The following is a 21,070-nucleotide window of genomic DNA, read 5'->3' on the forward strand; positions in this document are numbered from 1 at the left end:
GGAGGATGTGATGCGCAACCGGATCGTCTGGCTATTTATCGGGCTCCTGCTTCTGGTCTCTTTTCCGGCTTCGGCGGAGCCGGGGATCTGGGACTCCCTTTTTAAGGTCAAAAAGGTGGAACCGGCTAAACCGTCCCCAACACCTCCTCCGGCGGCCTCGGAAAAGGATCTGGCTGTAGCCCAGGCCCTTTCCCGGGCCTTTGCCGCTGTGGTCAAACGGGCGGCTCCGGCCGTGGTCTTTATTGAGGTGGAAAAGACCGTGGTGCGCAAGGAGCCCCATCCCTTTCCCTTCGGCCCTTTCCCTTTTGACTTTTTTGGGGACGACTTCCTGCGGCGCTTCTTTCCGCAGCTACCCCGGAAATATAAGCAACGAGGGGCCGGCTCCGGTTTCATTGTCACCCCTGATGGCTATATCTACACCAACAATCACGTGGTGGCCGACGCCGACCGGGTCATCGTCAAGCTTGCCGACGGGCGGACCTTCAAAGGTAAGGTGGTGGGAAAGGATCCCCAGTCCGATGTAGCCGTGCTCAAGATCGATGGCCAGAATCTTCCTACGGTGCCTCTCGGGGACTCGGACAAGATCCAGGTGGGGGAATGGGTGATCGCCATCGGAAACCCCTTCGGGCTGAGTCACACCGTGACCGTGGGGGTGGTGAGCGCCAAGGGAAGAAGCGGCCTGGGAATTACGGACTATGAAGACTTTATCCAGACGGATGCGGCCATCAATCCCGGAAATTCCGGAGGCCCCCTTCTCAACCTCCGGGGAGAAGTGATCGGGATGAACACGGCTATCTTTACTCGCTCCGGGGGCTACATGGGAATCGGTTTTGCTATTCCCATCAACATCGTAAAACTGGTAGCCGAACAGCTCATCAAGCAGGGCAAGGTGGTCCGGGGCTGGCTGGGGGTGGTGGTTCAGGATCTTACCCCTGCTCTGGCCGAGGAATTTGGACTTAAAAGTACGGAGGGGACTCTGGTGGCCGAGGTGATGAAGGGCTCTCCGGCAGACCGGGCGGGTCTCCAGCGCGGGGATGTGATCGTAGAATACGAGGGAAAACCGGTGCGCAACTCCTCCGAATTGCGCACATACGTAGGGCTCACCCATCCGGGGACCACGGTCACCATGAAGGTCCTGCGCAACGGCCGTCCGGTCACCCTCAAGGTGACCATCGGGGAGTATCCCAAACGGGAGGAGCTTTCTTCAGCCGCCCCGGAGATTCAGAAGTTCCTGGAGGCCTTAGGCTTTGAGGTGCGGGAGCTCACCCCGGATCTGGCCCAAGAACTGGGTTATTCGGTAAGACATGGGGTAATCGTGGCCGCGGTGGCCCCCGGAAGCCCTGCGGCCATGGCCGATCTGCGGCCGGGCCTTCTGATTGAAGAGGTCAATCGCCGGCCGGTAAAGACCCTGGAGGAATTTTACCGGGCCCTTGAGCCTTCCCTCAAAAGCGGCCGGGTCCTTCTCCTGGTTCGTGACCAGCACTTCCGCCGTTTTGTAGTTCTTTCCGTGCGCTAAGCCTTTTTGGGTCAAGTCCTCTCAGGGCCCTGGAAAAGGGCCCTTGTTTTTTCTTTTGTCAATTTATTGACAATAATTTATATAATATATTTGCTTTCGATGAGGTTGATTGTGTACCAAAATATGTTTAACTTGGAACCACAACGGCAAGGAGGTCTGGCCATGGTGGAAAAGGACTGTCGCGGATTGGCCTGTCCCCAGCCGGTACTGGAGACCAAAGAGGCCCTGGAGGGCCTCAGAGAGGGGGAGGTCCTGCGGGTTCTGGTGGACAATGAGGCTGCAGTCAAAAATGTCTCGCGCTTTGCAGAGACTCAGGGTCACCGAGTGGAGGCTTTTAAGGAGGGGGACTATTTTGTGGTGGAGATTGAAAAGAGAGGGGCTGGAGTCCCGGTGGGAGAGATCTCTTGTGAGCGTCCCGAAGGGGAGTATTGGGCTATCCTTTTCCCTTCAGATCGCATAGGGGATGCAGAACCGGAGTTGGGTTGCAGACTGGTGGCTTCCTTTTTTAAGGGGCTGCGGGAAATGCAGCCGAAGCCCCAGGTCATTCTTTTTTATACTAAAGGGGTCTTTCTCCTCACGGAGGATTCTCCGGTTTTGGAGGATCTTCAGCATTTAGAAAAGGAGGGAGTAGAGATCTTGGCCTGCGGGACCTGTGTGGAATATTACGGCTTGGGAGATCGTCTCCGTGTAGGAAAACTTACCAACATGTATGAGGCCATGCTGACCCTCGGCCGAGCCACAAAGATCATCCGCCTTTAAGCTGCCTTTCTCTATCCTCTCCAAGAAAAGAGATTATAATTTTCCAAAAAGGTAAGGAAGGAGATCATGTTTTTCTGGTGGAGTATCTTTTTGATTTGGATGGGGGCCTCTAGGGTCTGGGCGGCTGAGGGGCATGAGGAGGGCCCCTCGAAGGTGGCCCTAATCACCGGGCTGGCCCTTCTCGGGCTTTTGGCCTCCACGGCCACGGTGGGTCGCTTGATGATAAAGGGAAAGGCCTCGCGGCGTCTTCATCATCTCCTGGCCTATCTTACCCTCCTTCTGGCCCTGGTACATGCGGTTTATAATCTCTTTTTGCATTAGGAGAACCTTATGGAAAAGACCGTAGCCACCAACAAAAAGGCCCGCTATCTTTATGAAATTGAGGAGACCTATGAGGCGGGGCTTGTCCTTACCGGTCCGGAGGTAAAGTCCCTGCGGATGGGCCGGGCCAATCTAGCCGACAGTTTTGCCCGAGTGGTAAATGGAGAGGTCTATCTTTATAACCTGCATATAAGTCCTTATCCCTTTTCCCGGGAGGCCCAGTTCGAAGATCCACGCCGGACCCGCAAGCTCCTTCTCCACAAAAAGGAGATTGAGCGTCTGGCCGGGAAGGTGGCCGAAAGGGGCTATACCTTGGTGCCCCTGCGGGTGTATTTTAAAGATGGCTGGGCCAAGGTGGAGCTGGCCTTGGCTAAAGGGAAAAAGCTCCACGACCGGCGGGAGACCATTAAACGCCGGGAGGAGGAGAGAGCTCTGCGCCGACGTTTCAAAGGCAAGATCCGCTAGATACATGGACAACCCCCTCGAAGGGAGTTATTTTTAAAAATGTCGGTACGTTCTTTAATAGTTGGGGGCGAAGTGGGCTCGACGGGGGTGTGTAGGCCTGAACGGCGTGCCGAGGTCCCCACCGCCTCGTTAAAAAGGTGGGAAAAACACAAGTGCCGACGAGTACGCCTACGCTCTGGCGGCCTAAAGAATAGAGCCGCCCGCTCCGGAAGAGACCTCGGCCCGCGGGTCCTCCGGGGCGACCGGTTAGCGGGCTGGGTGAAAGGGAGTGCCTGCCTCCCTTTCACTGAGAATCCTGCAGGCTGGGTGAAGGGGGAGCGCCCGGGTCTTCCCCTTCACCGAGAATGACTACCCGGGCTACGCACGTAGAAGTTCAGGCTGAAGCACTCTCGGACGCGGGTTCGATTCCCGCCGCCTCCACCATTTTTTTGAAAACCAGGCTTAATCTCCAGAGCCCCTTTCTACGGTGATCACCGTATGGACGTTTCCCCGGGGATGGAAGTCTCCTACCACTTTGAGTTTACGGGGTTCAAGGAGTCGCCAGAGGGCGTCGAAGATCTCGTTGGTGGCCGCTTCATGCGAAATATAGCGGGTACGGAACTTGTTTAGCCAAAGCTTGAGGGAGCGCAATTCCACGATTTTTTGGTCCGGGATGTAGGAGATCTTGATGGTGGCGAAATCCGGATACCCGGAGCGGGGACAGAGACAGGTAAACTCCGGGAAAGTGATTTCGATGAGGTAGTCTCGGTCCGGATAGGGGTTGGGCCAGGCCTCGAGCTCGGCCTCCTCAATGGCCCGTTCTCCGTAGCGTTTTTCTTCCTTCATGGGCTCCTCCAAGCGGGATCTTAAAAAGTTTACTCCTCCTTGAGCCAGCTTCCAGTCTTAATTAGCGCAGGTAAGGGTTGAAGTAGCCGAAGCGCAGACCGGGAAAGCGCCGCTTGAGTTCCGAAAGCCAGGGACGGATTCCCAAGGCCTCCTGAGGGGGGATCTCCATCTCCGAAAGAAACCACAGGGGATCAATGGCCAGGTTGCGCAGTTGCAGAAAATCCACCCCTAGGGCCAGGATCTCGCTCAGGGCCTCCAATTCCTGGGGCTGGTCGGTGAAACCCGGAAAAACAAAGTAATTAAGAGACACAAAGCGTCCGGCGGTCTTGAGGACCCGAAGGCTTTCTTTAACTTCCGAAAGGCTCCAGCCCCGGGGCCGGAAGTAGCGTTGGTGGTATTCAGGCCGGGCGCTGGCCAGGCTGATCCGGGCACTGTCGAGCCCCGCTCGAATCAGGCGCGTGAGGGCCTCGGGTCGGCTTCCGTTAGTGTTGAGGTTGATGGTCCCCCGGTTGGTGGCTCCACGGATAAGGTGAAGGGCCTTCTCGATCACCTGGGCCTCAAGGAGGGGCTCCCCTTCGCAACCCTGGCCGAAGGAGACCATCACCGGTCCCGGACGGCGGAGATGGGGGACCATAGCCTCGGCGATCTCTTCGGGGGTGGGGGTAAAGTCTATCCTTTCCTGGGCCACATGGGGGCCTTCGGGGGGCTGTTCCGAAAGGCAGCCCAGACACCGGGCATTGCAGGCCCGAGAGACGGGCACCGGGGCCTCAAAGCGTCTCAAAACGAAGTTGCGGGCTGCGGGACATTGATAACGCCTCACGCAATTTTCTACCAGATGGCGCACCAGGCGATTTCCCGGAAAGCTCTTTAACATTTTAGTGGCCGCAAGCTCGATCCTTTGAGGATTAAACCCGCGGGCCTCCTGGCGCCGGTCCCAGTCGGAGCGAAAGGCCGTGGCCCAGAAGCGTCCTTGCCACCAGCCTACACAGGCGTAGGAATAGAGGGGAAGGGGCGGAAGATCCTCCTGGGCCGGCTCATAAGGGGCGAGATAAAGCTGGGTGTGAGCCGGAGCCAGGAAGGCCGCCACGGCCAGGGCCGGCTCTCCGGGCTGGAAGGGATTTTCCGTAAGAACCAGGGGGGTGCCCGTTTGGGGATCCAGGCCCACGGGATGTCGATCCGGAAGCACATAGAGGGCCGAGCCCTCGGGAAGGGGGATGAAGTCTTCCGGTTCGGGAAGGACCAGATCCCATCCTGAAAGCCCGAGGGCCAGAAGCTCCGGATGTTCATAGATGTGGCCTTGGCGGTCGGCAAAAAGAAGCCGCGGCGGCCCTTCGGGATGAGGATAGACCTTCATCTCCGCCAGTTTATCTCCTTCCCATCCCCCTTCCAACTTTTCATCCCTACTTCTAGACCCGGCCCAGCATCGTGAAACGGCCTATGCCCTCTGACAAAATGGTTCATGCGCTTGAAAGACCTGAGAGACAAGCCCTTGAGTCTTGAAAGTTTGGGGAAAGGAGGGAGCCGGTTTACAAAAATGTAAGCTTAATTTTTTCGGAAAGGGCGGCGGAATCGAGCGAGGCCTTGGGCCTCTTTCCCCGGCAGACTCTGGCATAGATCTTGATAAGGATCCAGAAAAAAAGGAGGGCAGCTTCATGGTAGACAAGGGGGACACTCTGTTTTTGTTGATCTCCGCAGCCCTGGTTCTTCTTATGACCCCGGCGCTGGCGGTCTTCTATGGAGGCCTGGTGCGGAGAAAAAATGTCCTTTCGGTGATTATCCAGAGTCTATTTATGATCTCTTTGGTAACTTTGGAATGGATTTATGTGGGTTATAGCCTTTCTTTTGGACCAGATATTCATGGGATCATCGGAAGTCTTAAATACTGGGCCTTAAGGGGTCTGGGCTTCTCCCCCAATTCTCACTACGCTTCCACGGTCCCCGAACCGGTTTTCATGATCTACCAAGGTATGTTTGCGGTGATTACCCCCGCCCTCATTACCGGGGCCTTCGCCGAAAGGGTGCGTTTTCGGGCCTTTGTCCTTTTCAGTCTTTTGTGGGCCCTGCTGGTTTATAATCCCCTGTGTCACTGGATCTGGGGCGGAGGCTGGCTCTCCAGGCTAGGGACTTTAGATTTTGCCGGGGGTCTGGTGGTACACGCGAGCTGTGGGGCTGCGGCCCTGGTCATGGCTCTGGTAGCCGGGGCCCGGAAAGGGAGCAAGCAGGAGCCCTTTATCCCTCATAACCTTCCCCTTACGGTCATCGGAACCGGGCTTCTCTGGTTCGGCTGGTTCGGATTTAACGCGGGAAGCGCGCTGGCGGTGAATCATACCGCCATCCAGGCCTTCATTAATACCCATACCGCTGCGGCCACGGGAATGCTCTTCTGGGTGCTTGCCGAGTGGCTAAAGCAGGGCAAGCCTACCACGCTGGGGGCCTGCTCCGGGGCCATCGCCGGACTGGCCACCATCACTCCGGCGGCAGGCTTCGTTTCCACTCAAGGGGCGGTACTCATCGGGTCCCTGGCCGGGACGGTCTGTTACTTTGCGGTGCTGGCCAAGAACCGTCTAGGCTATGATGATGCCCTGGATGTAGTGGGGATTCATGGAGTAGGGGGTGTCTTGGGGACCCTGCTTGCGGGCCTTCTCTCTCCTCAGGTGAGGTTTTTCCCTCAGGTTATCGGGGCCGTGGCTACGGTGACTTATACTTTAGGGGTCACCTTCTTCCTAGCCAAGGTGGTGGACCTGCTAGTAGGTCTGCGGGTGGACGAAGAAACGGAATACACCGGATTGGATATCACCGAGCACGGGGAGGAGGCTTATGTTCTAGGCTAGAAGGCGACGCAGGGCGCCCACCAGGTAAAGGGAGCCGGTGATGACCACCGGCTCTCTCTGGGAGAGGGCCTGGGAGAGGGCCTCCTGGGGGCCGGAGAATACCGTGCGGGAATGGAGGGCTTGGGGAAGTCTAGCCCTCCATTCCTCTAGGGTTACAGGATGCCGCGGCCCGGGAGGCTCACAAAGATAGATGCGCCGGGCCCGGGGGGCTAGTTTTTTCAGCATGCGGAGATAGGGCTTGTCTCCCCCTTCGTTGGTGGCCCCAAAGATGAGCGTATATTCTCGGATTCCCCGCCTTTCCAGAGAGCGCAGGAGGTTTTTAACCCCTTCTTCGTTGTGGGCCCCGTCTAGGATGACCCCCGGTCCTACGGGAAAATATTCGAAACGCCCGGGCCACTTTAAGGAGGCCAGGGCCTCCCGGAGGGGCGTTTCCTTAAGCTCGAAGAGGCCTTTTTCTTCGAGGACTTCCAGGCTGGCCAGGGCCAGGGCCAGATTGTAGCGCTGGAAGTCTCCGGAAAGGGCTAGGGGAAGCCGGGAAAGACGCCAGCGTCTTCCCGAAAAGGAAAGACCGGAGATGCTTTGGCGGACCCGGAAATCCCGGCCAAAGAGATAGACCGGGGCCTGGAGCCTTCGGGTTCGATCCAGGACGACCTCCCGGGCCTTTGGGGGAAGCCTTCCGATCACCGTGGGCACTCCGGGCTTGATAATTCCGGCCTTTTCCCTGGCGATGGCTGCCAGGGTTTTTCCCAGAAATTGCATGTGGTCCCGGGCTACGGTAGTGATGACCGCCACTTCGGGGCGGAGCACGTTGGTGGCGTCAAGGCGCCCTCCCAGACCACACTCGATCACCGCGAGATCTACTTTTTCCTCGGCAAAAAAGAGAAAGGCCGCCGCGGTGGTGATCTCAAAATAGGTCACCGGGATCCCCAGCTCTTCCACGCTCGCCCGGATGCGGGCAAGGATCTGGGCCAGGCGCTCCAGGGAGATTTCCTTTCCGTTGAGGCGGAACCTTTCGGTGACGGAAACCAGGTGCGGAGAGGTATAAAGACCGGTGCGAAGGCCATGGGCGGAAAGGACGCCAGCTACAATGGCCGCTGTAGAGCCCTTACCGTTAGTTCCCGCAAGATGCACGCTGGGAAAACGCCTTTCCGGATTCCCTAGGGCCGAAAGAAGGGCCCATATCCGTTTAAGCCCCGGTTTTATACCGTGAAACTGATGTTGGTTGAGCCAGGCCAGAAGGCTTTCCGGGGACATGCCCCAAACTTAAAACCAGGGCCCTTTCCCTTCAATCCCCTTGTAGAAAGGATTTCTAAATGTTAAAGAGTTGAAATTAAGTCTTCGAAAGGGAGAAGAAATGTTTTCGCGGCCTCAGGATTGCGTGCTGGTGCTGATTGATCCCCAGGAGCGCCTACTTGGAGCGGTTACGGGGCGGGAGAGGTTGGTGCGCAACCTAGTCCTTCTTCTTCGGGCCGCTCGAATCTTTGAGGTTCCGGTGGTGGCCACCACCCAGTATCGAAAGGGGCTGGGGAACTATGTTCCGGAGGTAAAGGAACTTCTGGAAGGACTTGAACCCTTTGACAAAATGGAGTTTAGTGTTTTTAAAAATCCGGCCATTGCCGAGCGCCTTCGTAGCCTGAGGCGCCAAACCTTGGTCCTTTGTGGAGCCGAAACCCATATTTGCGTCTATCAGTCCGCCCTTTCGGCCCTGGAAGAGGGCTTTCGGGTGGTCGTGGTGGGAGACGCCACTTCCTCCCGCACCCAGGAAAACCACCTTTACGGATTGGGAAGGATGCGGGATCTGGGAGCGGCGGTGGTCTCCACGGAGATGTTGATTTATGAGTGGTTGGGTAAGGCCGGGACCCCGGCCTTTAAGGAACTTTTGCCTTATTTGAAAGACTAGAGACCCCTAGGAGGTGGATCATGGGCGGACACAGCAAGATCGAGTCGGTGCTGAAAGAGGAGCGCATCTTTTATCCTCCCCAGAAGGGGCGGGACGAGGCCTACATTTCCTCAAAGTATGAGTATCAGGAGATCTATAAGTACTCCCTTGAGGACCCGGACGGCTTCTGGAGCGAACGGGCCAAGGAGCTCATTACCTGGTTTCGCTACTGGGACCGCACCTGTTACTGGGACTTCCATAAGCCCGAGATCCGCTGGTTCGAGGGAGGAAAACTCAACGCCTGCTACAACTGCCTGGACCGACACCTCGAAGGCCCCAACCGGAATAAGGCGGCCATCATCTGGCAGGGAGAGCCGGACGACGAGGTCCGGGTCTACACCTACCAGATGCTCCACCGGGAAGTCTCCCGCTTTGCCAATGTGCTCAAAAAGCTCGGGGTAAAGAAGGGAGATCGGGTCTCCCTTTACCTTCCCATGATCCCCGAGCTTCCCATCGTTATGTTGGCCTGTGCCCGGATCGGGGCCATTCACTCCGTAGTCTTCGGGGGCTTTTCCGCCGAAGCCTTGAAGACCCGCATCCAGGACTGCGAGGCCAAGATCCTCATTACCGTTGACGGTTACTGGCGGGCGGGCAGGAAGGTGGAGGCCAAGAAGAACGCTGACGAGGCCCTCAAGGATTGTCCTACGGTTGAAAAATGCATTGTGGTCCGGCGCCTGGGAAACGAGGTGAACTGGGTGGAGGGCCGCGATCTCTGGTATCACGAGCTCATTAACGATCCCGAGATCTCCGACGAGTGCCCCTGCGAGGAGATGGACGCCGAGGATATTCTCTTCATCCTTTACACCTCCGGTTCCACCGGAAAGCCCAAGGGGGTCTTTCACACCACCGGAGGTTACCTGGTCTATGTGGCCCATACCCTCCAGTGGGTTTTCGATCTCAAGCCGGAAGACATCTTCTGGTGCACGGCGGACATCGGCTGGATCACCGGACACTCCTATATCGTCTATGGACCGCTGGCCCTGGGGGCCACGGAGATCATGTACGAAGGGGTGCCTACCTATCCCCATCCGGGGCGTTTCTGGGAGTTGGTCCAGAAATTTAAGGTCACCCTCTTTTACACCGCACCTACGGTAATCAGGGCCCTCATGCGGGCCGGAGATGAATGGCCTCACAAATACGATCTTTCGAGCCTGAGGATCCTCGGTACGGTGGGAGAGCCCATCAACCCCGAGGCCTGGCTCTGGTACCACAAGCATGTGGGCCGTAGCCGCTGCCCCATTGTGGATACTTGGTGGCAGACGGAGACTGGAGGGTTCCTCATTTCCCCTCTTCCGTATGCCATACCTCAAAAGCCGGGTTCGGCCACCTTTCCGCTTCCGGGGGTGGAACCGGTCATCCTCCGGGACGACGGGACCGAGGCCGATGTGAACGAAGGGGGACACCTCTGCATGAAACGGGCCTGGCCCGGCATGCTCCGGGGGGTTTGGGGCAATCCTGAACGGTTCAAGGAAGTTTATTTCAGCCGCTTTCCTGGGCTCTATTACACTGGAGACGGGGCCCGGCGGGACGAAGACGGCTACATCTGGATCATTGGACGGCTGGATGACGTGATCAATGTTTCCGGGCACCGTCTGGGGACCATGGAGTTGGAAAGTGCTCTGGTGGCCCATCCGGCGGTGGCCGAGGCGGCGGTCATCGGAGTGCCCCACGAGGTCAAGGGAGAGACCATTTACGCCTTTGTGATTCTGCGGGAGGGTTATCAGCCTTCGGAGGAGCTGGCCAACGACCTGCGTCAGCACGTGCGCAAGCTCATCGGCCCCATCGCCACTCCGGAGTTCATCCAGTTCGTCCCCGGGCTTCCCAAGACCCGGAGCGGAAAGATCATGCGCCGGATCCTCCGGAAGATCGCTACCGGTCAGTACGAGGACCTCGGAGACACCTCCACTCTGGCCGATCCCTCGGTAGTGGAGGAACTCATCCGCACGCGCAAGGAAATGGAGAAAAAATAATCTTTCCCCTTTTTGCCTTTTCCTTGGGCGGGCTTAAGAGCCCGCCCTTTTTGTTTTAAAATTCAGGATATGCGGTTTCAGAGGCTGGTTATCCTTACCGGAGCGGGGATTTCGGCCGAGTCCGGAATTCCCACCTTTCGGGACCCAGGAGGGCTTTGGGAAAGGTATTCTCTGGAGGAAGTGGCCACCCCGGAGGGTTTCCGGCGCAATCCTCGTCTGGTGCACGAGTTTTACAATGCCCGAAGACGCGATCTCCTTCGGGTAAGGCCCAATCCGGCCCACCGGGCCCTGGCTGAACTGGAAAGGCGTTTTCCGGGGGAGGTCCTCCTGGTCACCCAGAACGTGGACGATCTTCACGAGCGGGCGGGCTCAAAAAGGGTGCTTCATATTCACGGGGAGCTCCTCAAGGTGCGCTGTGAGGCCTGCGGGGGGATCTTTCGGGAGGAGGGTGAGGTCTTCCCGGAAACCCCGTGTCCGGCCTGCGGGAAGACCGGGGGCCTTCGGCCCCATGTGGTCTGGTTCGGGGAGGAGCCCTTTTATCTTCCGGAGGTCTATGAGGCCCTTCTTTCCTGCGATCTCTTTGTGGCCATCGGGACCTCGGGCACGGTTTGGCCGGCGGCAGGCTTTGTGGAGGTGGCCCGGCGGGCCGGGGCCCACTGCGTGGAGATCAATCTTAAACCCGCGGAAAATGCCCATCTTTTTCAGGAACACCGTTATGGGCCGGCCAGTCGGGAGGTCCCGAAATGGGTGGAGGAAATCCTCAGGGAGGGGCGCTGATGGCTTATGTGGTCAGGGGACTGGCTCGGGAGGGGAGCTTCCGGGTCTTTGCCGTGGAGTGTCGGGAGGTGGTGGAGGAGGTGCGCCGGCTCCAAGGGCTTTCTCCTACGGCCACCGCGGCCCTGGGAAGGGCCCTGGCTGGGGTGGCCCTTCTGGCTGCAGATCTTAAGACCGGTCGGGTGATGCTCCAGATCAACGGAGGCGGCCCTTTAGGGGAGATCTTGGCCGAGGGAGATGCCGAGGGGAACCTCCGGGGGATGGTTCAGCACCCTTGGGTGCATCCCGAGCCCCGGGGAGGGAAACTTTCCGTGGGGGAGGCCGTGGGAAAGCAGGGCTTTCTTTCGGTAATCCGGGATCTGGGGCTCAAAGAGCCCTACCAGGGTTCGGTGCCCCTGGTCTCCGGGGAGATCGCCCAGGATCTGGCCTATTATCTTACGGTCTCCGAGCAGATCCCTTCGGCGGTGGCCTTGGGGGTCCTGGTGGAGGTGGATGGCTCGGTCAAGGAGGCCGGAGGCTTCTTGGTTCAGCGTATGCCCGGGGCCAGCGAGGAAGATCTCCGGGCCGCAGAAGAGGCCATTTCCAAGGCCGGGATGGTGACCCAGCTTCTTTCCCAGGGGCTCTCCCCCGAGGATATTCTGGAAAAGCTTTTTCCAGGGCGGGTGGAGATCCTGGAAAAGAGGGAGGTCCGTTTTCGTTGCCGATGCTCCCGGGAAAGGGTAGAGAATGCGCTTGCGGCCCTGGGACGGGAGGAACTCCTCAAGCTTATTGAAAAAAATGAACCCGCCCGGGTGACCTGCCATTTTTGTCGGCAGGAATATGAGGTGCCGCTGGAGGACCTGCGGCGCCTTCTTTCCGAACTGGAAAAGCCCCACTGATGCGCCTTCTCCCTCTACTTGATCTTCTCAAGGAGGCCGTGTCTCGGGGGGTCTTCCCCGGGGCGGTGGCGGCCATCCATTTTCAGGGGCGGGATTACTTTTTCGCCGCGGGCTTTCGGGCCTTGGTCCCGGAGCGGGAATTCAATGATTCGGGAACTTTTTACGACCTGGCCTCCCTCACCAAGCCCCTTTCTACCACCCTGGTGACCTTGAAACTTCTTGCCGAGGGCCGGCTCGGCCTGGAGACCCCTCTCAAAGGGCTCTATCCGGGGGAGTTTTTCGGGGAAAAGGCCTATCGGAAGGTCACCGTGCGGGAGCTTCTGGCGCATACCGCAGGCTTTCCAGACTGGCGGCCTTACTATCAAGATCTGGCGGGGCTTCCTTTCGCTCAAAGGCGTCCGGCTCTCCTTCGGGCCATTCTCTCGGAACCTCCGGTCTATCCTCCCGCTAGAGGGGAACTTTACAGTGATCTCGGATTTTTTCTCCTGGGTGATCTCCTGGAGCGCCGGGCCGGGAAGAAACTGGAGGCCCTCTTCGAGGAAGCCCTCCTTGAGGTGGCTCCGGAGACCGCAGGGGAGATCCTTTTTCGGCCTCTGGAGCACGGTCTTCCCAGGGAAAAAATTGCCCCCACGGAGATTTGTCCCTTTCGGAAAAGGCTTCTTCGCGGAGAGGTTCATGACGAAAATACCTGGGTGCTCGGGGGGGTCTCCGGGACCGCCGGCCTTTTCGGGACCACTCGAGGCGTCCTGGGCCTTCTTAAGGCCTTTCTAGAGGTCTATCACGGAAGGCCCCGGGGCTTTCTTACCCCGGAATTATTACGCACCTTCTGGGACTATCGCCATCCTTATGGAGTAAGGGCCCTGGGCTTTGATCGTCCCTCTGGAGGGGCCTCAAGCGCCGGGCCCTCCTGGCCCCGGAAGGGGCTCGGTCATTTGGGCTATACCGGCTGCGCCTTTTGGATAGCCCCCGAGGAGACCCTCATCGCGGTGCTTCTTACCAACCGGGTGCATCCCACCCGAAAAAACCGCCTCCTTCAGGGCTTCAGACCTCGCTTTTTTAACGAGGTGTGGCAGGCCGCAAGAGGCAAGGTTGGTTGACAAGCAAGCGAGAGCCGTTATCATTAAAAACGTCTGCGGCCCCATCGTCTAGCGGCCTAGGATACTGGCCTCTCACGCCAGAGACCCGGGTTCGAGTCCCGGTGGGGCCGCCAGTATTTTCAAGGGTTTCCAAACACCCTCTGTTTCATAAGTCTCCTTGGTGTCCATAAACCGGTCCGAATAACCGTCGGTATTCGTTTTTTATCAACTTTGACTTTTCAGGGCTACTTTCCGTATAAAAACGCACGGGAGGCGGGGCGCTTGTCAAGTTTTCTGTGTCTGGACTTAGTGGTCATCTTTAGAAAACCTCTCCTCAAAAAGGTAGGTAGTGTTTCACAAATTGTGTCCGAGGGGGTAAATAAAGAGGCCTTCCTCCTTGCGATAATAAGTGGGAGTCAAACCAAAGGGAAGGAGGAAGGCCATGCAGGACAGAGAAATTATAGAAAAGCTGGAGGACCTCATCAAGGAGGCCATTAAAAGCGTGATTGAGCGACTGGCTATTGAGGAAAGAAGCCTTTACCTTGAGGAACCCCCTGAAACCAAAGGCAATGGTTTCTACTCTCGCTCCCTTCTCACCAAATACGGGCCTATTGAAGGCCTTATGGTTCCCAGAACTCGAGATGGAAACTTTAGAGCTCAGATTCTACCTCCTCCAAGGAGAAGAGCCGGTCTCGACTTGGGAGAAGCTGTATTGGCCTTGTACGCTTCGGGAGCCAGTACCAGGGCGGTTTCAAGATTTATCGAGACCATTTACGGGGCTTACTATTCGCCAGCCAGTATAAGCAGACTAACGGAGGTAGCCGAGGACCAAATTGAGTCCTGGAGAAAGCGAAGGCTTTCGGAGGAATACTTTGCCCTTTATCTGGATGCTACTTTTCTGCCGGTGAGGAGAGGAACTGTGGCCAGGGAGCCGGTGTATCTGGCTTTGGGGATAAGGCGAGATGGGACCAGAGAGATTGTGGGCTTTTGGACCAGTGGAGGGGAAGGTGAGAGCGCTCTGGTTTATCAGGAAATTTTCAACGAACTGCGCGAAAGAGGTCTCAAGAGGATTGAGGTGGTCATAGGGGACGGGCTATCAGGCTTGAAGGAGGCGGTTCTCAGGGTTTATCCTGGGGCCAGGTTTCAGAGATGCGTTCTTCACAGTCTCAAGTATAGCCTGAGGAAGGTTCGGAGGTCTCACCGAGAGGCGCTGGCTCAGGATTTGAGGAAAATTTATCGGGCTGGGAGGAGGTCCGAGGCCCTGGAGGCCTTCAGGGCTTTCAAGGCCCGGTGGCAAGGGAAGTATCCGGAAGTAGTGAAGCACTGGGAGGAGAACCTCGAGGATCTCTTGGTTTTTCTGGAATATCCGGAGCCTATTCGGAATTATATTTACACCACGAATCAGCTTGAAAGGCTGATTAAAGAGGTCAAGCGCAGGACCAAGGTGATAGAGGTTTTCTGTGAGCCTGGGGCACTTTACAAGGTAGTCTATCTGGTGCTTAGGGGTCTAGAGGAGAAATACCGTTCGCGAAAACTGAGAGGTTTTGAGGATCTTATGGAGGAAGGCCTCTTATCCTGCGGACACAGTTGACGAAACACTATGAAAAGGTACCTCAGGAGATGAGCTACTTCCCGATACTTCCAGTTAGGACGCCTCCAGCGACCCTCTAAAAGTTCTTTGGCCAATAGCCCGTACCGAAAATTCCGATCCCTTTCCGAAGCCCTGCAGATTACGGGAGTTCTGAGGGTGGTCCTTTACAGGATGAGAATTTAAGTAGGCGGGCCCGGCCGGCCAAGCCGGGCCCTGTTTCGCAAGATCGGCCTTAGAAGGAAAAGCTCACACTCACGCCGCCGAAGAAGTGGTCGTGGTGGTTGTCCAAGGAGCCGGCCTCAAGGAGATCGTCGGCGTCGTCGGAAAGGGAAAAGCTGTAGTAGACCTTGGGGGTCACGGTGAAGTACTGACCAACTGGGACGCTGACCTCCGCCCCAAGCTGGAGATAGAGCCAGCCGGAAAACTCATCGTTAGGATCGTCGGGATCGGGATAGGCACCCTTGTCGTCGGAGTCGAGGTACATGGCCGAGGCCGAGAGGCTCAAAGTGGCCTTGTACCAGGGTAGCCCAAAGTCCCGCCCGGCCGAGAGCTCATACCAGGTGCCGGGATAGTGGGAGAGTTCGCGATAAATCGTAAGACCGAAGTTGATCCCGGTCTTGGGACAGGTGGCCGAAAGCCCGGCAAAGAGCTCAAAGGAATCGTCGATACCATCCAGGGCGTAATAGATGCCTCCCACATCCAGACTCATTCCGTAGGGCAACTTGTCGTAGGTATATCCGAAGGTGAAATCCGTCTCGTTCCAGTTGGCATCGTCACTACCCTTCTCGTCGGTGTCATAGTTACCCCAGAGGTTCACATAGGCCCCGAGGTAGGAGACCGTCATCGAGGGTTGAATCACTACCGAGTCGTCCGAAAGTCCGAAGCCCCGCCAGACATACTGGGAGAGCACATCTACCGTGAAATCCGCCGAGGGCTTGGCCTCCTCAGCCCTTACCCCTCCCGCAAGAAGCCATAACCCGAATACCACAAACCCTAACATTACCCAAATCCTTCTAGCACCCATTCTATACCTCCTTTACATTTTTGTTATTGGATAGTCTAAATTTTTTAACATTTACCCAACAAAGAATTTAAATAGCGGCCTCTCCCCGTTCGCCGGAGCGTATCCTGAGGGCCTCAATGACCTCATAGACGAAGATCTTTCCGTCTCCGATCTCGCCGGTACGGGCCGCCGAAGCGATGGCCTGCATAATCTTTTCCACATCTTCGTCCTTACAGACCACCTTCACTTCTATTTTGGGCAAGAGATCCACCCGGAATTCCCGTCCCCGGAACTGTTCCACCAGGCCGGCCTGCCGCCCGTGACCCTCCACCTGATAGACCGTGACCCCGGGATGGCCCACTTTTTCCAAAGCCGCCAAAACCTCCTCCATTTTTTCTGGTCTAATGATGGCTCTTATTTCCTTCATGGTCTTACCTCCTTACGGTATAGAATTCGGGATAAGCCGGGGTACCGTGTTCCAATAGATCAAGCCCCTGAATCTCCTCTCGCGGAGAGACCCGAATACCGATAAGAACATCTAGGAGCTTGAAGAGGATAAGCCCCACGCCAAAGGCCCAGACGAATAGGGCCCCCGCTCCGATCAGCTGGGCGATGAGCTGATCTACCCCGCCCCCGTAGAAGAGTCCCTTCACGAAGGGAGGTTCGATGGCGTAGTTTCCGTAAGTTCCATCGGCAAACAGACCCACGGCGATAAGACCCCATAGGCCGTTAAAACCGTGTACCGGGACGGCTCCCACCGGGTCATCAACCTTTATAGCCTCAAGGAAATAGACCCCGGCCACAAGGATGATACCGGCCACCACCCCGATCACCACCGCGGCCCAGGCCTCAACCCAGGCACAGGGAGCGGTAATGGCCACCAGGCCAGCAAGCACGCCGTTCAGGGCCATACCCAAGTCGAACTTCCGGGTCTTGGCGAGCACGATGAGAAGCGCAGTTAGAGAGGCCGCCGCGGCCGCAAGGGTAGTATTCACCGCGATCACCGAGATGCGCAGATGATGGGCAGAAAAGGTAGAACCGGGGTTGAAGCCGTACCAGCCGAACCAGAGGATGAAGACCCCGAGCGTAGCCAACGGGATGTTGTGGCCGGGAATGGCCCGGGGTTTGCCGTTTTTGTCGAACTTCCCAAAACGCGGCCCGAGAACGATGGCCCCGGCAAGCCCCACCAAACCTCCTACGGCATGCACCACACCGGAGCCCGCGAAGTCCAGATGTCCGAGACCAAAGGGAAGCTTCGAAAGCCAGCCCCCACCCCAGACCCAGTGGGCGTAAACCGGGTAGATGAAACCGGTAATCGCTATGGAATAAAGGAGATAAGCCTGAAACTTGATACGTTCGGCCACGGCCCCGGAGACGATGGTCGCCGCCGTGGCGGCAAAGACCATCTGCCAGAAAAAGGAAAGGTAGTTGCCGACATCGTAACCCTCACCAGAGAGGAAAAAGCCCGAGGTCCCGATGAGGCCCTTCCAGTCCGTGCCGGTAATCAGGGCATAACCCACGGCCCAGAAGGCCAGTGCCCCCACCACAAAGTCCATGAGGTTCTTGGTTAAGAGATTGGTGGCGTTCTTGGCCCGGCAGAAACCGGCCTCTACCAGGGCAAAGCCCGCCTGCATGAACATCACCAGGAATCCGCACACCAGCACCCACACGTAGTCCACCGGAAGCCCAGGATCCGCCTTGAGCGTCTTGGCCCCGGTGGGGTCCCCGGCCAGGGCTACCCCGGCCAAACCCCCTAAAAGCGCCACCAGCAATGGACCAAACTTTGGTCTTACCCCTAACCTGTACCGCATATCCTACCTCCTTCGCGTTTTTGCCAAAAGTAGATACAAAATTTGTGCCAAAAATGAAAAATAATGTGCTATAAGCAAATGGGTCACATAGAACTCCGCGATTTCCAGGCATATTTTGACAAAAAAGTAAAATAAATTTTAACAGAAATAACAAAAATGTGATACGCAGGGGGGCTTCCTTATGGATTTTTAATGGAGGTAACTCGGCTCTTGGTCAAAAAGCGCAAAATATGCTATTTATAAATCAAAATTTGATTGTCAAAGCAAAATGGCAAAGAGCAAGGTAATTACCGTTACCCTTCCTGAAGAAACCTGGCGCGAACTCAAGAGAAGAGCGCTTTACGGAAAAAGCATATCGGCCTTTGTGAGAGAAAGGATTTGAGGAAGAACTGGAGAGGAAGAAGGATCCATACGAAGAGCTTCACCGGGAAATTCGAGAGATAGCCCACAGAGCCCGCGGGCGTCCCTGTCCCCTTCGAAAAAAGTTCGAAATGGCAAGGCTGCCCCGGGCTAATTTCCTAAAATTTATACCGAGGGGCAGCAAATGGGGAAACTTGCCCCCGCCTTTGTGGCTTTGCTATCATCCTCCCCGCCGGAGGAGGGCCGCAGGGTGTACATTCGGACCAAGGAGCGGTGCCCCAAGTGCATAGTGTTTCGTCAACTGTGTCCGCAGGATAAGAGGCCTTCCTCCATAAGATCCTCAAAACCTCTCAGTTTTCGCGAACGGTATTTCTCCTCTAGACCCCTAAGCACCAGATAGACTACCTTGTAAAGTGCCCCAGGCTCACAGAAAACCTCTATCACCTTGGTCCTGCGCTTGACCTCTTTAATCAGCCTTTCAAGCTGATTCGTGGTGTAAATATAATTCCGAATAGGCTCCGGATATTCCAGAAAAACCAAGAGATCCTCGAGGTTCTCCTCCCAGTGCTTCACTACTTCCGGATACTTCCCTTGCCACCGGGCCTTGAAAGCCCTGAAGGCCTCCAGGGCCTCGGACCTCCTCCCAGCCCGATAAATTTTCCTCAAATCCTGAGCCAGCGCCTCTCGGTGAGACCTCCGAACCTTCCTCAGGCTATACTTGAGACTGTGAAGAACGCATCTCTGAAACCTGGCCCCAGGATAAACCCTGAGAACCGCCTCCTTCAAGCCTGATAGCCCGTCCCCTATGACCACCTCAATCCTCTTGAGACCTCTTTCGCGCAGTTCGTTGAAAATTTCCTGATAAACCAGAGCGCTCTCACCTTCCCCTCCACTGGTCCAAAAGCCCACAATCTCTCTGGTCCCATCTCGCCTTATCCCCAAAGCCAGATACACCGGCTCCCTGGCCACAGTTCCTCTCCTCACCGGCAGAAAAGTAGCATCCAGATAAAGGGCAAAGTATTCCTCCGAAAGCCTTCGCTTTCTCCAGGACTCAATTTGGTCCTCGGCTACCTCCGTTAGTCTGCTTATACTGGCTGGCGAATAGTAAGCCCCGTAAATGGTCTCGATAAATCTTGAAACCGCCCTGGTACTGGCTCCCGAAGCGTACAAGGCCAATACAGCTTCTCCCAAGTCGAGACCGGCTCTTCTCCTTGGAGGAGGTAGAATCTGAGCTCTAAAGTTTCCATCTCGAGTTCTGGGAACCATAAGGCCTTCAATAGGCCCGTATTTGGTGAGAAGGGAGCGAGAGTAGAAACCATTGCCTTTGGTTTCAGGGGGTTCCTCAAGGTAAAGGCTTCTTTCCTCAATAGCCAGTCGCTCAATCACGCTTTTAATGGCCTCCTTGATGAGGTCCTCCAGCTTTTCTATAATTTCTCTGCCCTGCATGGCCTTCCTCCTTCCCTTTGGTTTGACTCCCACTTATTATCGCAAGGAGGAAGGCCTCTTTATTTACCCCCTCGGACACAATTTGTGAAACACTACCCCCAAGTGCAAGGGGAAGTTTCAGGAAACTCCGGTGGGCCTTCTTTGCCTCAAGTGTCTCACCATGCCCCGACGCTTCTACATCCTGGAAGGGCCGCAAGATCAAAGTCTACTCCTTCAAAGACGGCCAACCCCTTTCCTCCTGGGAGCTGGCCAACCGGGCCTGCGAGGTGATCACGCACGAGATCGAAAGTGGAACGTTCGATCCCTCCAAATGGGTCAAAGGTGAGCTTGAGCACTTCCGGGTGGCCAACCTGATCCCGACCTACCTCCGTTCCCTTAGCCTGGCCCCCTCAGTCTCTATGCCAAGCGGAACTGGCTCTCCTACGTCCTGCGGGAGCTCGGCCACATGGATGTTCGGGAAATTCGGGCCTTCCACCTAGAGGACCTCCTTCAAAGGCTCCGGGAAAATCCCGGGAAACGGGGGAGGGCCCTGCAGAAGATCTTCGTGGAACTCCGGGCCTTTCTTAACTGGTGCCGCAAAAGAGAAATCATCGACCGGGTACCGGCCCTTCCGGAAATCAAAGTGCCTGAGTCTCCTATACGCTTCCTCACGCCACACGAACAGGCCCTCGTGCTTGAGGCTATACCCGAAGAACACCGACCCATCTTCACCTTCCTCTTTGCCACCGGATGCCGTGTAGGCGAGGTCCGGGCCCTCATGTGGGATTGCGTTTACCTGTCCGAAGGGTTTCTTCTCATCCGTCGGACCTTCTCCGGGGACTACCTCCGGGAAATCCCTAAAGAGGGAAAACAGAAGGCCATCCCTCTGGTGAGCGTGATCCGAGACGTCATAGAGCACCAGGCTCGGAACAAAAAGGCCGTGTGGGTCTTCCCTTATCGACATCCCCGCCGCAAGGACTACTACACCGCTTACCCCACAAGCGCTTGCTCGCCATCTTTAAGGAAGCCTGCGCGAAAGTGGGAATACAGGGCGTCACCCTCTACCAGGCCTCCCGCCACTCTTTCGCCTTGCAACGCCTGCAACAGGGCTTCTCTTACGAAGAAGTGGGGGCCGCCTTGGGACACAGTTCGCCTCAAACCACCAGACGCTACGCCCGCCTACGGGCCGAACAGGTCAAAAGCGTCTTCGAAGGGGCCAGGATCCTCCCCTTTCCAAAAGCCAAAATCGATCTGGAATAATCGCCGAAAATCGGAAACAGTCCTCCGGACTCCCACCTTATTGAGAAGGAATTGCAACACAATTTTGACGATTTTACAAGAAGTTATGAATCAGGTGCCCCAGGAGAGGTATCGTAAAGGAATCTCAATTACTGAGTGATATAACTAAGCTTTTTATCGAAATTTTTGGTGGGCCGCGGAGGACTCGAACCTCCAACCTATGGATTAAGAGTCCATTGCTCTACCAGTTGAGCTAGCGGCCCACCGCCCCTTAAATTAACACCCGC

General features: G+C 56.5%; 19 protein-coding genes, 2 tRNA genes, 1 other RNA gene and 1 pseudogene. 15 read left to right on the top strand and 8 right to left on the bottom strand.

The features are described 5' to 3' along the window. The first annotated feature begins 10 nt into the window (after nucleotides 1-10). From FVE67_RS03595 to ssrA, 5 genes are all read left to right on the top strand, one after another. Complete coding sequence (locus tag FVE67_RS03595; protein ID WP_168719289.1) at nucleotides 11-1,516, top strand: DegQ family serine endoprotease; 1,506 nt, start codon at nucleotides 11-13, stop codon at nucleotides 1,514-1,516. Between the two features lie 162 nt (nucleotides 1,517-1,678). Then, nucleotides 1,679-2,275: a sulfurtransferase-like selenium metabolism protein YedF gene (yedF, locus tag FVE67_RS03600; protein ID WP_168719290.1), complete on the top strand. Its 597-nt coding sequence runs from the start codon at nucleotides 1,679-1,681 to the stop codon at nucleotides 2,273-2,275. A 66-nt stretch (nucleotides 2,276-2,341) separates the two neighbouring features. Beyond that, entirely contained in the window at nucleotides 2,342-2,596 is a 255-nt protein-coding gene (locus FVE67_RS03605) for a hypothetical protein (protein ID WP_168719291.1), read from the top strand. A gap of 9 nt (nucleotides 2,597-2,605) precedes the next feature. Then, entirely contained in the window at nucleotides 2,606-3,061 is a 456-nt protein-coding gene (gene smpB, locus FVE67_RS03610; RefSeq protein ID WP_168719292.1) for an SsrA-binding protein SmpB, read from the top strand. 63 nt (nucleotides 3,062-3,124) lie between these two features. After that, nucleotides 3,125-3,484: a transfer-messenger RNA gene (gene ssrA, locus FVE67_RS03615) on the top strand. 18 nt (nucleotides 3,485-3,502) lie between these two features. Here the strand turns inward: ssrA and queF are convergent. Together queF and FVE67_RS03625 are read right to left on the bottom strand one after the other, a co-directional pair. Continuing rightward, entirely contained in the window at nucleotides 3,503-3,886 is a 384-nt protein-coding gene (queF, locus tag FVE67_RS03620; protein WP_168719293.1) for a preQ(1) synthase, read from the bottom strand. 61 nt (nucleotides 3,887-3,947) lie between these two features. Further along, a complete protein-coding gene (locus FVE67_RS03625) occupies nucleotides 3,948-5,240 on the bottom strand; it encodes a radical SAM family protein (protein WP_168719294.1) in 1,293 nt (430 codons plus the stop codon). Nucleotides 5,241-5,538: 298 nt separating this feature from the next. On the opposite strand from FVE67_RS03625, the gene FVE67_RS03630 reads away from it, so the two are divergent. Further along, a complete protein-coding gene (locus FVE67_RS03630; protein WP_168719295.1) occupies nucleotides 5,539-6,717 on the top strand; it encodes an ammonium transporter in 1,179 nt (392 codons plus the stop codon). On the opposite strand, the gene FVE67_RS03635 is transcribed toward FVE67_RS03630, so the two are convergent. Continuing rightward, entirely contained in the window at nucleotides 6,709-7,971 is a 1,263-nt protein-coding gene (locus FVE67_RS03635) for a bifunctional folylpolyglutamate synthase/dihydrofolate synthase (protein WP_168719296.1), read from the bottom strand. The genes FVE67_RS03630 and FVE67_RS03635 overlap by 9 nt on opposite strands. A 100-nt stretch (nucleotides 7,972-8,071) precedes the next feature. Here FVE67_RS03635 and FVE67_RS03640 point away from each other — a divergent pair, with 100 nt between their 5' ends. The 7 genes from FVE67_RS03640 to FVE67_RS03670 all read left to right on the top strand — a co-directional run bounded on the left by FVE67_RS03640 (nucleotide 8,072) and on the right by FVE67_RS03670 (nucleotide 14,945). Beyond that, nucleotides 8,072-8,617 carry a hydrolase gene (locus FVE67_RS03640; protein WP_168719297.1) on the top strand — a complete coding sequence of 182 codons (546 nt, stop codon included), beginning with the start codon at nucleotides 8,072-8,074 and terminating at the stop codon, nucleotides 8,615-8,617. 20 nt (nucleotides 8,618-8,637) lie between these two features. Continuing rightward, the gene (gene acs, locus FVE67_RS03645) at nucleotides 8,638-10,626 is read left to right on the top strand and encodes an acetate--CoA ligase (RefSeq protein ID WP_168719298.1); all 1,989 of its coding nucleotides are present in this window, start codon (nucleotides 8,638-8,640) and stop codon (nucleotides 10,624-10,626) included. A 69-nt stretch (nucleotides 10,627-10,695) separates the two neighbouring features. Continuing rightward, the gene (locus tag FVE67_RS03650; protein WP_168719299.1) at nucleotides 10,696-11,403 is read left to right on the top strand and encodes an NAD-dependent deacylase; all 708 of its coding nucleotides are present in this window, start codon (nucleotides 10,696-10,698) and stop codon (nucleotides 11,401-11,403) included. Next, nucleotides 11,403-12,278, top strand: a complete 876-nt coding sequence (gene hslO, locus FVE67_RS03655) for an Hsp33 family molecular chaperone HslO (RefSeq protein WP_168719300.1) — start codon at nucleotides 11,403-11,405, stop codon at nucleotides 12,276-12,278. The genes FVE67_RS03650 and hslO overlap by 1 nt, the downstream gene beginning before the upstream one ends. After that, nucleotides 12,278-13,375 carry a serine hydrolase domain-containing protein gene (locus FVE67_RS03660; protein WP_168719301.1) on the top strand — a complete coding sequence of 366 codons (1,098 nt, stop codon included), beginning with the start codon at nucleotides 12,278-12,280 and terminating at the stop codon, nucleotides 13,373-13,375. The genes hslO and FVE67_RS03660 overlap by 1 nt, the downstream gene beginning before the upstream one ends. A 37-nt stretch (nucleotides 13,376-13,412) precedes the next feature. Beyond that, nucleotides 13,413-13,488: transfer RNA gene (locus FVE67_RS03665), tRNA-Glu, on the top strand. Nucleotides 13,489-13,796: 308 nt separating this feature from the next. Next, on the top strand, nucleotides 13,797-14,945 hold the full coding sequence (locus FVE67_RS03670) for an IS256 family transposase (protein WP_425505382.1): 1,149 nt from the start codon (nucleotides 13,797-13,799) through the stop codon (nucleotides 14,943-14,945). A 232-nt stretch (nucleotides 14,946-15,177) separates the two neighbouring features. On the opposite strand, the gene FVE67_RS03675 is transcribed toward FVE67_RS03670, so the two are convergent. The 4 genes from FVE67_RS03675 to FVE67_RS03690 all read right to left on the bottom strand — a co-directional run bounded on the left by FVE67_RS03675 (nucleotide 15,178) and on the right by FVE67_RS03690 (nucleotide 19,565). Next, nucleotides 15,178-15,969, bottom strand: coding sequence for a TorF family putative porin (locus tag FVE67_RS03675; protein ID WP_168719303.1), 792 nt, complete (start codon nucleotides 15,967-15,969; stop codon nucleotides 15,178-15,180). Between the two features lie 67 nt (nucleotides 15,970-16,036). Next, a complete protein-coding gene (locus FVE67_RS03680) occupies nucleotides 16,037-16,375 on the bottom strand; it encodes a P-II family nitrogen regulator (protein WP_168719304.1) in 339 nt (112 codons plus the stop codon). 4 nt (nucleotides 16,376-16,379) lie between these two features. Beyond that, nucleotides 16,380-17,759, bottom strand: a complete 1,380-nt coding sequence (locus FVE67_RS03685; RefSeq protein ID WP_168719305.1) for an ammonium transporter — start codon at nucleotides 17,757-17,759, stop codon at nucleotides 16,380-16,382. 657 nt (nucleotides 17,760-18,416) lie between these two features. Then, nucleotides 18,417-19,565, bottom strand: a complete 1,149-nt coding sequence (locus FVE67_RS03690) for an IS256 family transposase (protein ID WP_425505383.1) — start codon at nucleotides 19,563-19,565, stop codon at nucleotides 18,417-18,419. A 445-nt stretch (nucleotides 19,566-20,010) separates the two neighbouring features. Here FVE67_RS03690 and FVE67_RS09600 point away from each other — a divergent pair. Further along, nucleotides 20,011-20,454: pseudogene (locus tag FVE67_RS09600) on the top strand (tyrosine-type recombinase/integrase); the annotation flags it as partial. A 32-nt stretch (nucleotides 20,455-20,486) separates the two neighbouring features. Next, nucleotides 20,487-20,804 (top strand): tyrosine-type recombinase/integrase, encoded by a 318-nt coding sequence (locus tag FVE67_RS09455; RefSeq protein WP_281347182.1) that lies wholly within the window; start codon nucleotides 20,487-20,489, stop codon nucleotides 20,802-20,804. A 166-nt stretch (nucleotides 20,805-20,970) separates the two neighbouring features. Here FVE67_RS09455 and FVE67_RS03700 read toward each other — a convergent pair. Beyond that, nucleotides 20,971-21,046: transfer RNA gene (locus FVE67_RS03700), tRNA-Lys, on the bottom strand. Nucleotides 21,047-21,070: the final 24 nt, after the last annotated feature.

Source organism: Thermosulfurimonas marina (assembly GCF_012317585.1).
Classification (GTDB): domain Bacteria; phylum Desulfobacterota; class Thermodesulfobacteria; order Thermodesulfobacteriales; family Thermodesulfobacteriaceae; genus Thermosulfurimonas_A; species Thermosulfurimonas_A marina.

Bases quoted from the DNA above. Each gene is read 5' to 3' on its own strand.
- FVE67_RS03625 (WP_168719294.1), bottom strand. From the start codon at position 5,240: ATGAAGGTCTATCCTCATCCCGAAGGGCCGCCGCGGCTTCTTTTTGCC.
- FVE67_RS03630 (WP_168719295.1), top strand. From the start codon at position 5,539: ATGGTAGACAAGGGGGACACTCTGTTTTTGTTGATCTCCGCAGCCCTG.
- FVE67_RS03640 (WP_168719297.1), top strand. From the start codon at position 8,072: ATGTTTTCGCGGCCTCAGGATTGCGTGCTGGTGCTGATTGATCCCCAG.
- FVE67_RS03680 (WP_168719304.1), bottom strand. From the start codon at position 16,375: ATGAAGGAAATAAGAGCCATCATTAGACCAGAAAAAATGGAGGAGGTT.
- FVE67_RS03670 (WP_425505382.1), top strand. From the start codon at position 13,797: ATGCAGGACAGAGAAATTATAGAAAAGCTGGAGGACCTCATCAAGGAG.
- yedF (WP_168719290.1), top strand. From the start codon at position 1,679: ATGGTGGAAAAGGACTGTCGCGGATTGGCCTGTCCCCAGCCGGTACTG.
- FVE67_RS03675 (WP_168719303.1), bottom strand. From the start codon at position 15,969: ATGGGTGCTAGAAGGATTTGGGTAATGTTAGGGTTTGTGGTATTCGGG.
- FVE67_RS03595 (WP_168719289.1), top strand. From the start codon at position 11: ATGCGCAACCGGATCGTCTGGCTATTTATCGGGCTCCTGCTTCTGGTC.
- FVE67_RS03685 (WP_168719305.1), bottom strand. From the start codon at position 17,759: ATGCGGTACAGGTTAGGGGTAAGACCAAAGTTTGGTCCATTGCTGGTG.
- FVE67_RS03650 (WP_168719299.1), top strand. From the start codon at position 10,696: ATGCGGTTTCAGAGGCTGGTTATCCTTACCGGAGCGGGGATTTCGGCC.
- FVE67_RS03660 (WP_168719301.1), top strand. From the start codon at position 12,278: ATGCGCCTTCTCCCTCTACTTGATCTTCTCAAGGAGGCCGTGTCTCGG.
- smpB (WP_168719292.1), top strand. From the start codon at position 2,606: ATGGAAAAGACCGTAGCCACCAACAAAAAGGCCCGCTATCTTTATGAA.
- acs (WP_168719298.1), top strand. From the start codon at position 8,638: ATGGGCGGACACAGCAAGATCGAGTCGGTGCTGAAAGAGGAGCGCATC.
- hslO (WP_168719300.1), top strand. From the start codon at position 11,403: ATGGCTTATGTGGTCAGGGGACTGGCTCGGGAGGGGAGCTTCCGGGTC.
- FVE67_RS03690 (WP_425505383.1), bottom strand. From the start codon at position 19,565: ATGCAGGGCAGAGAAATTATAGAAAAGCTGGAGGACCTCATCAAGGAG.
- FVE67_RS03635 (WP_168719296.1), bottom strand. From the start codon at position 7,971: ATGTCCCCGGAAAGCCTTCTGGCCTGGCTCAACCAACATCAGTTTCAC.
- queF (WP_168719293.1), bottom strand. From the start codon at position 3,886: ATGAAGGAAGAAAAACGCTACGGAGAACGGGCCATTGAGGAGGCCGAG.
- FVE67_RS03605 (WP_168719291.1), top strand. From the start codon at position 2,342: ATGTTTTTCTGGTGGAGTATCTTTTTGATTTGGATGGGGGCCTCTAGG.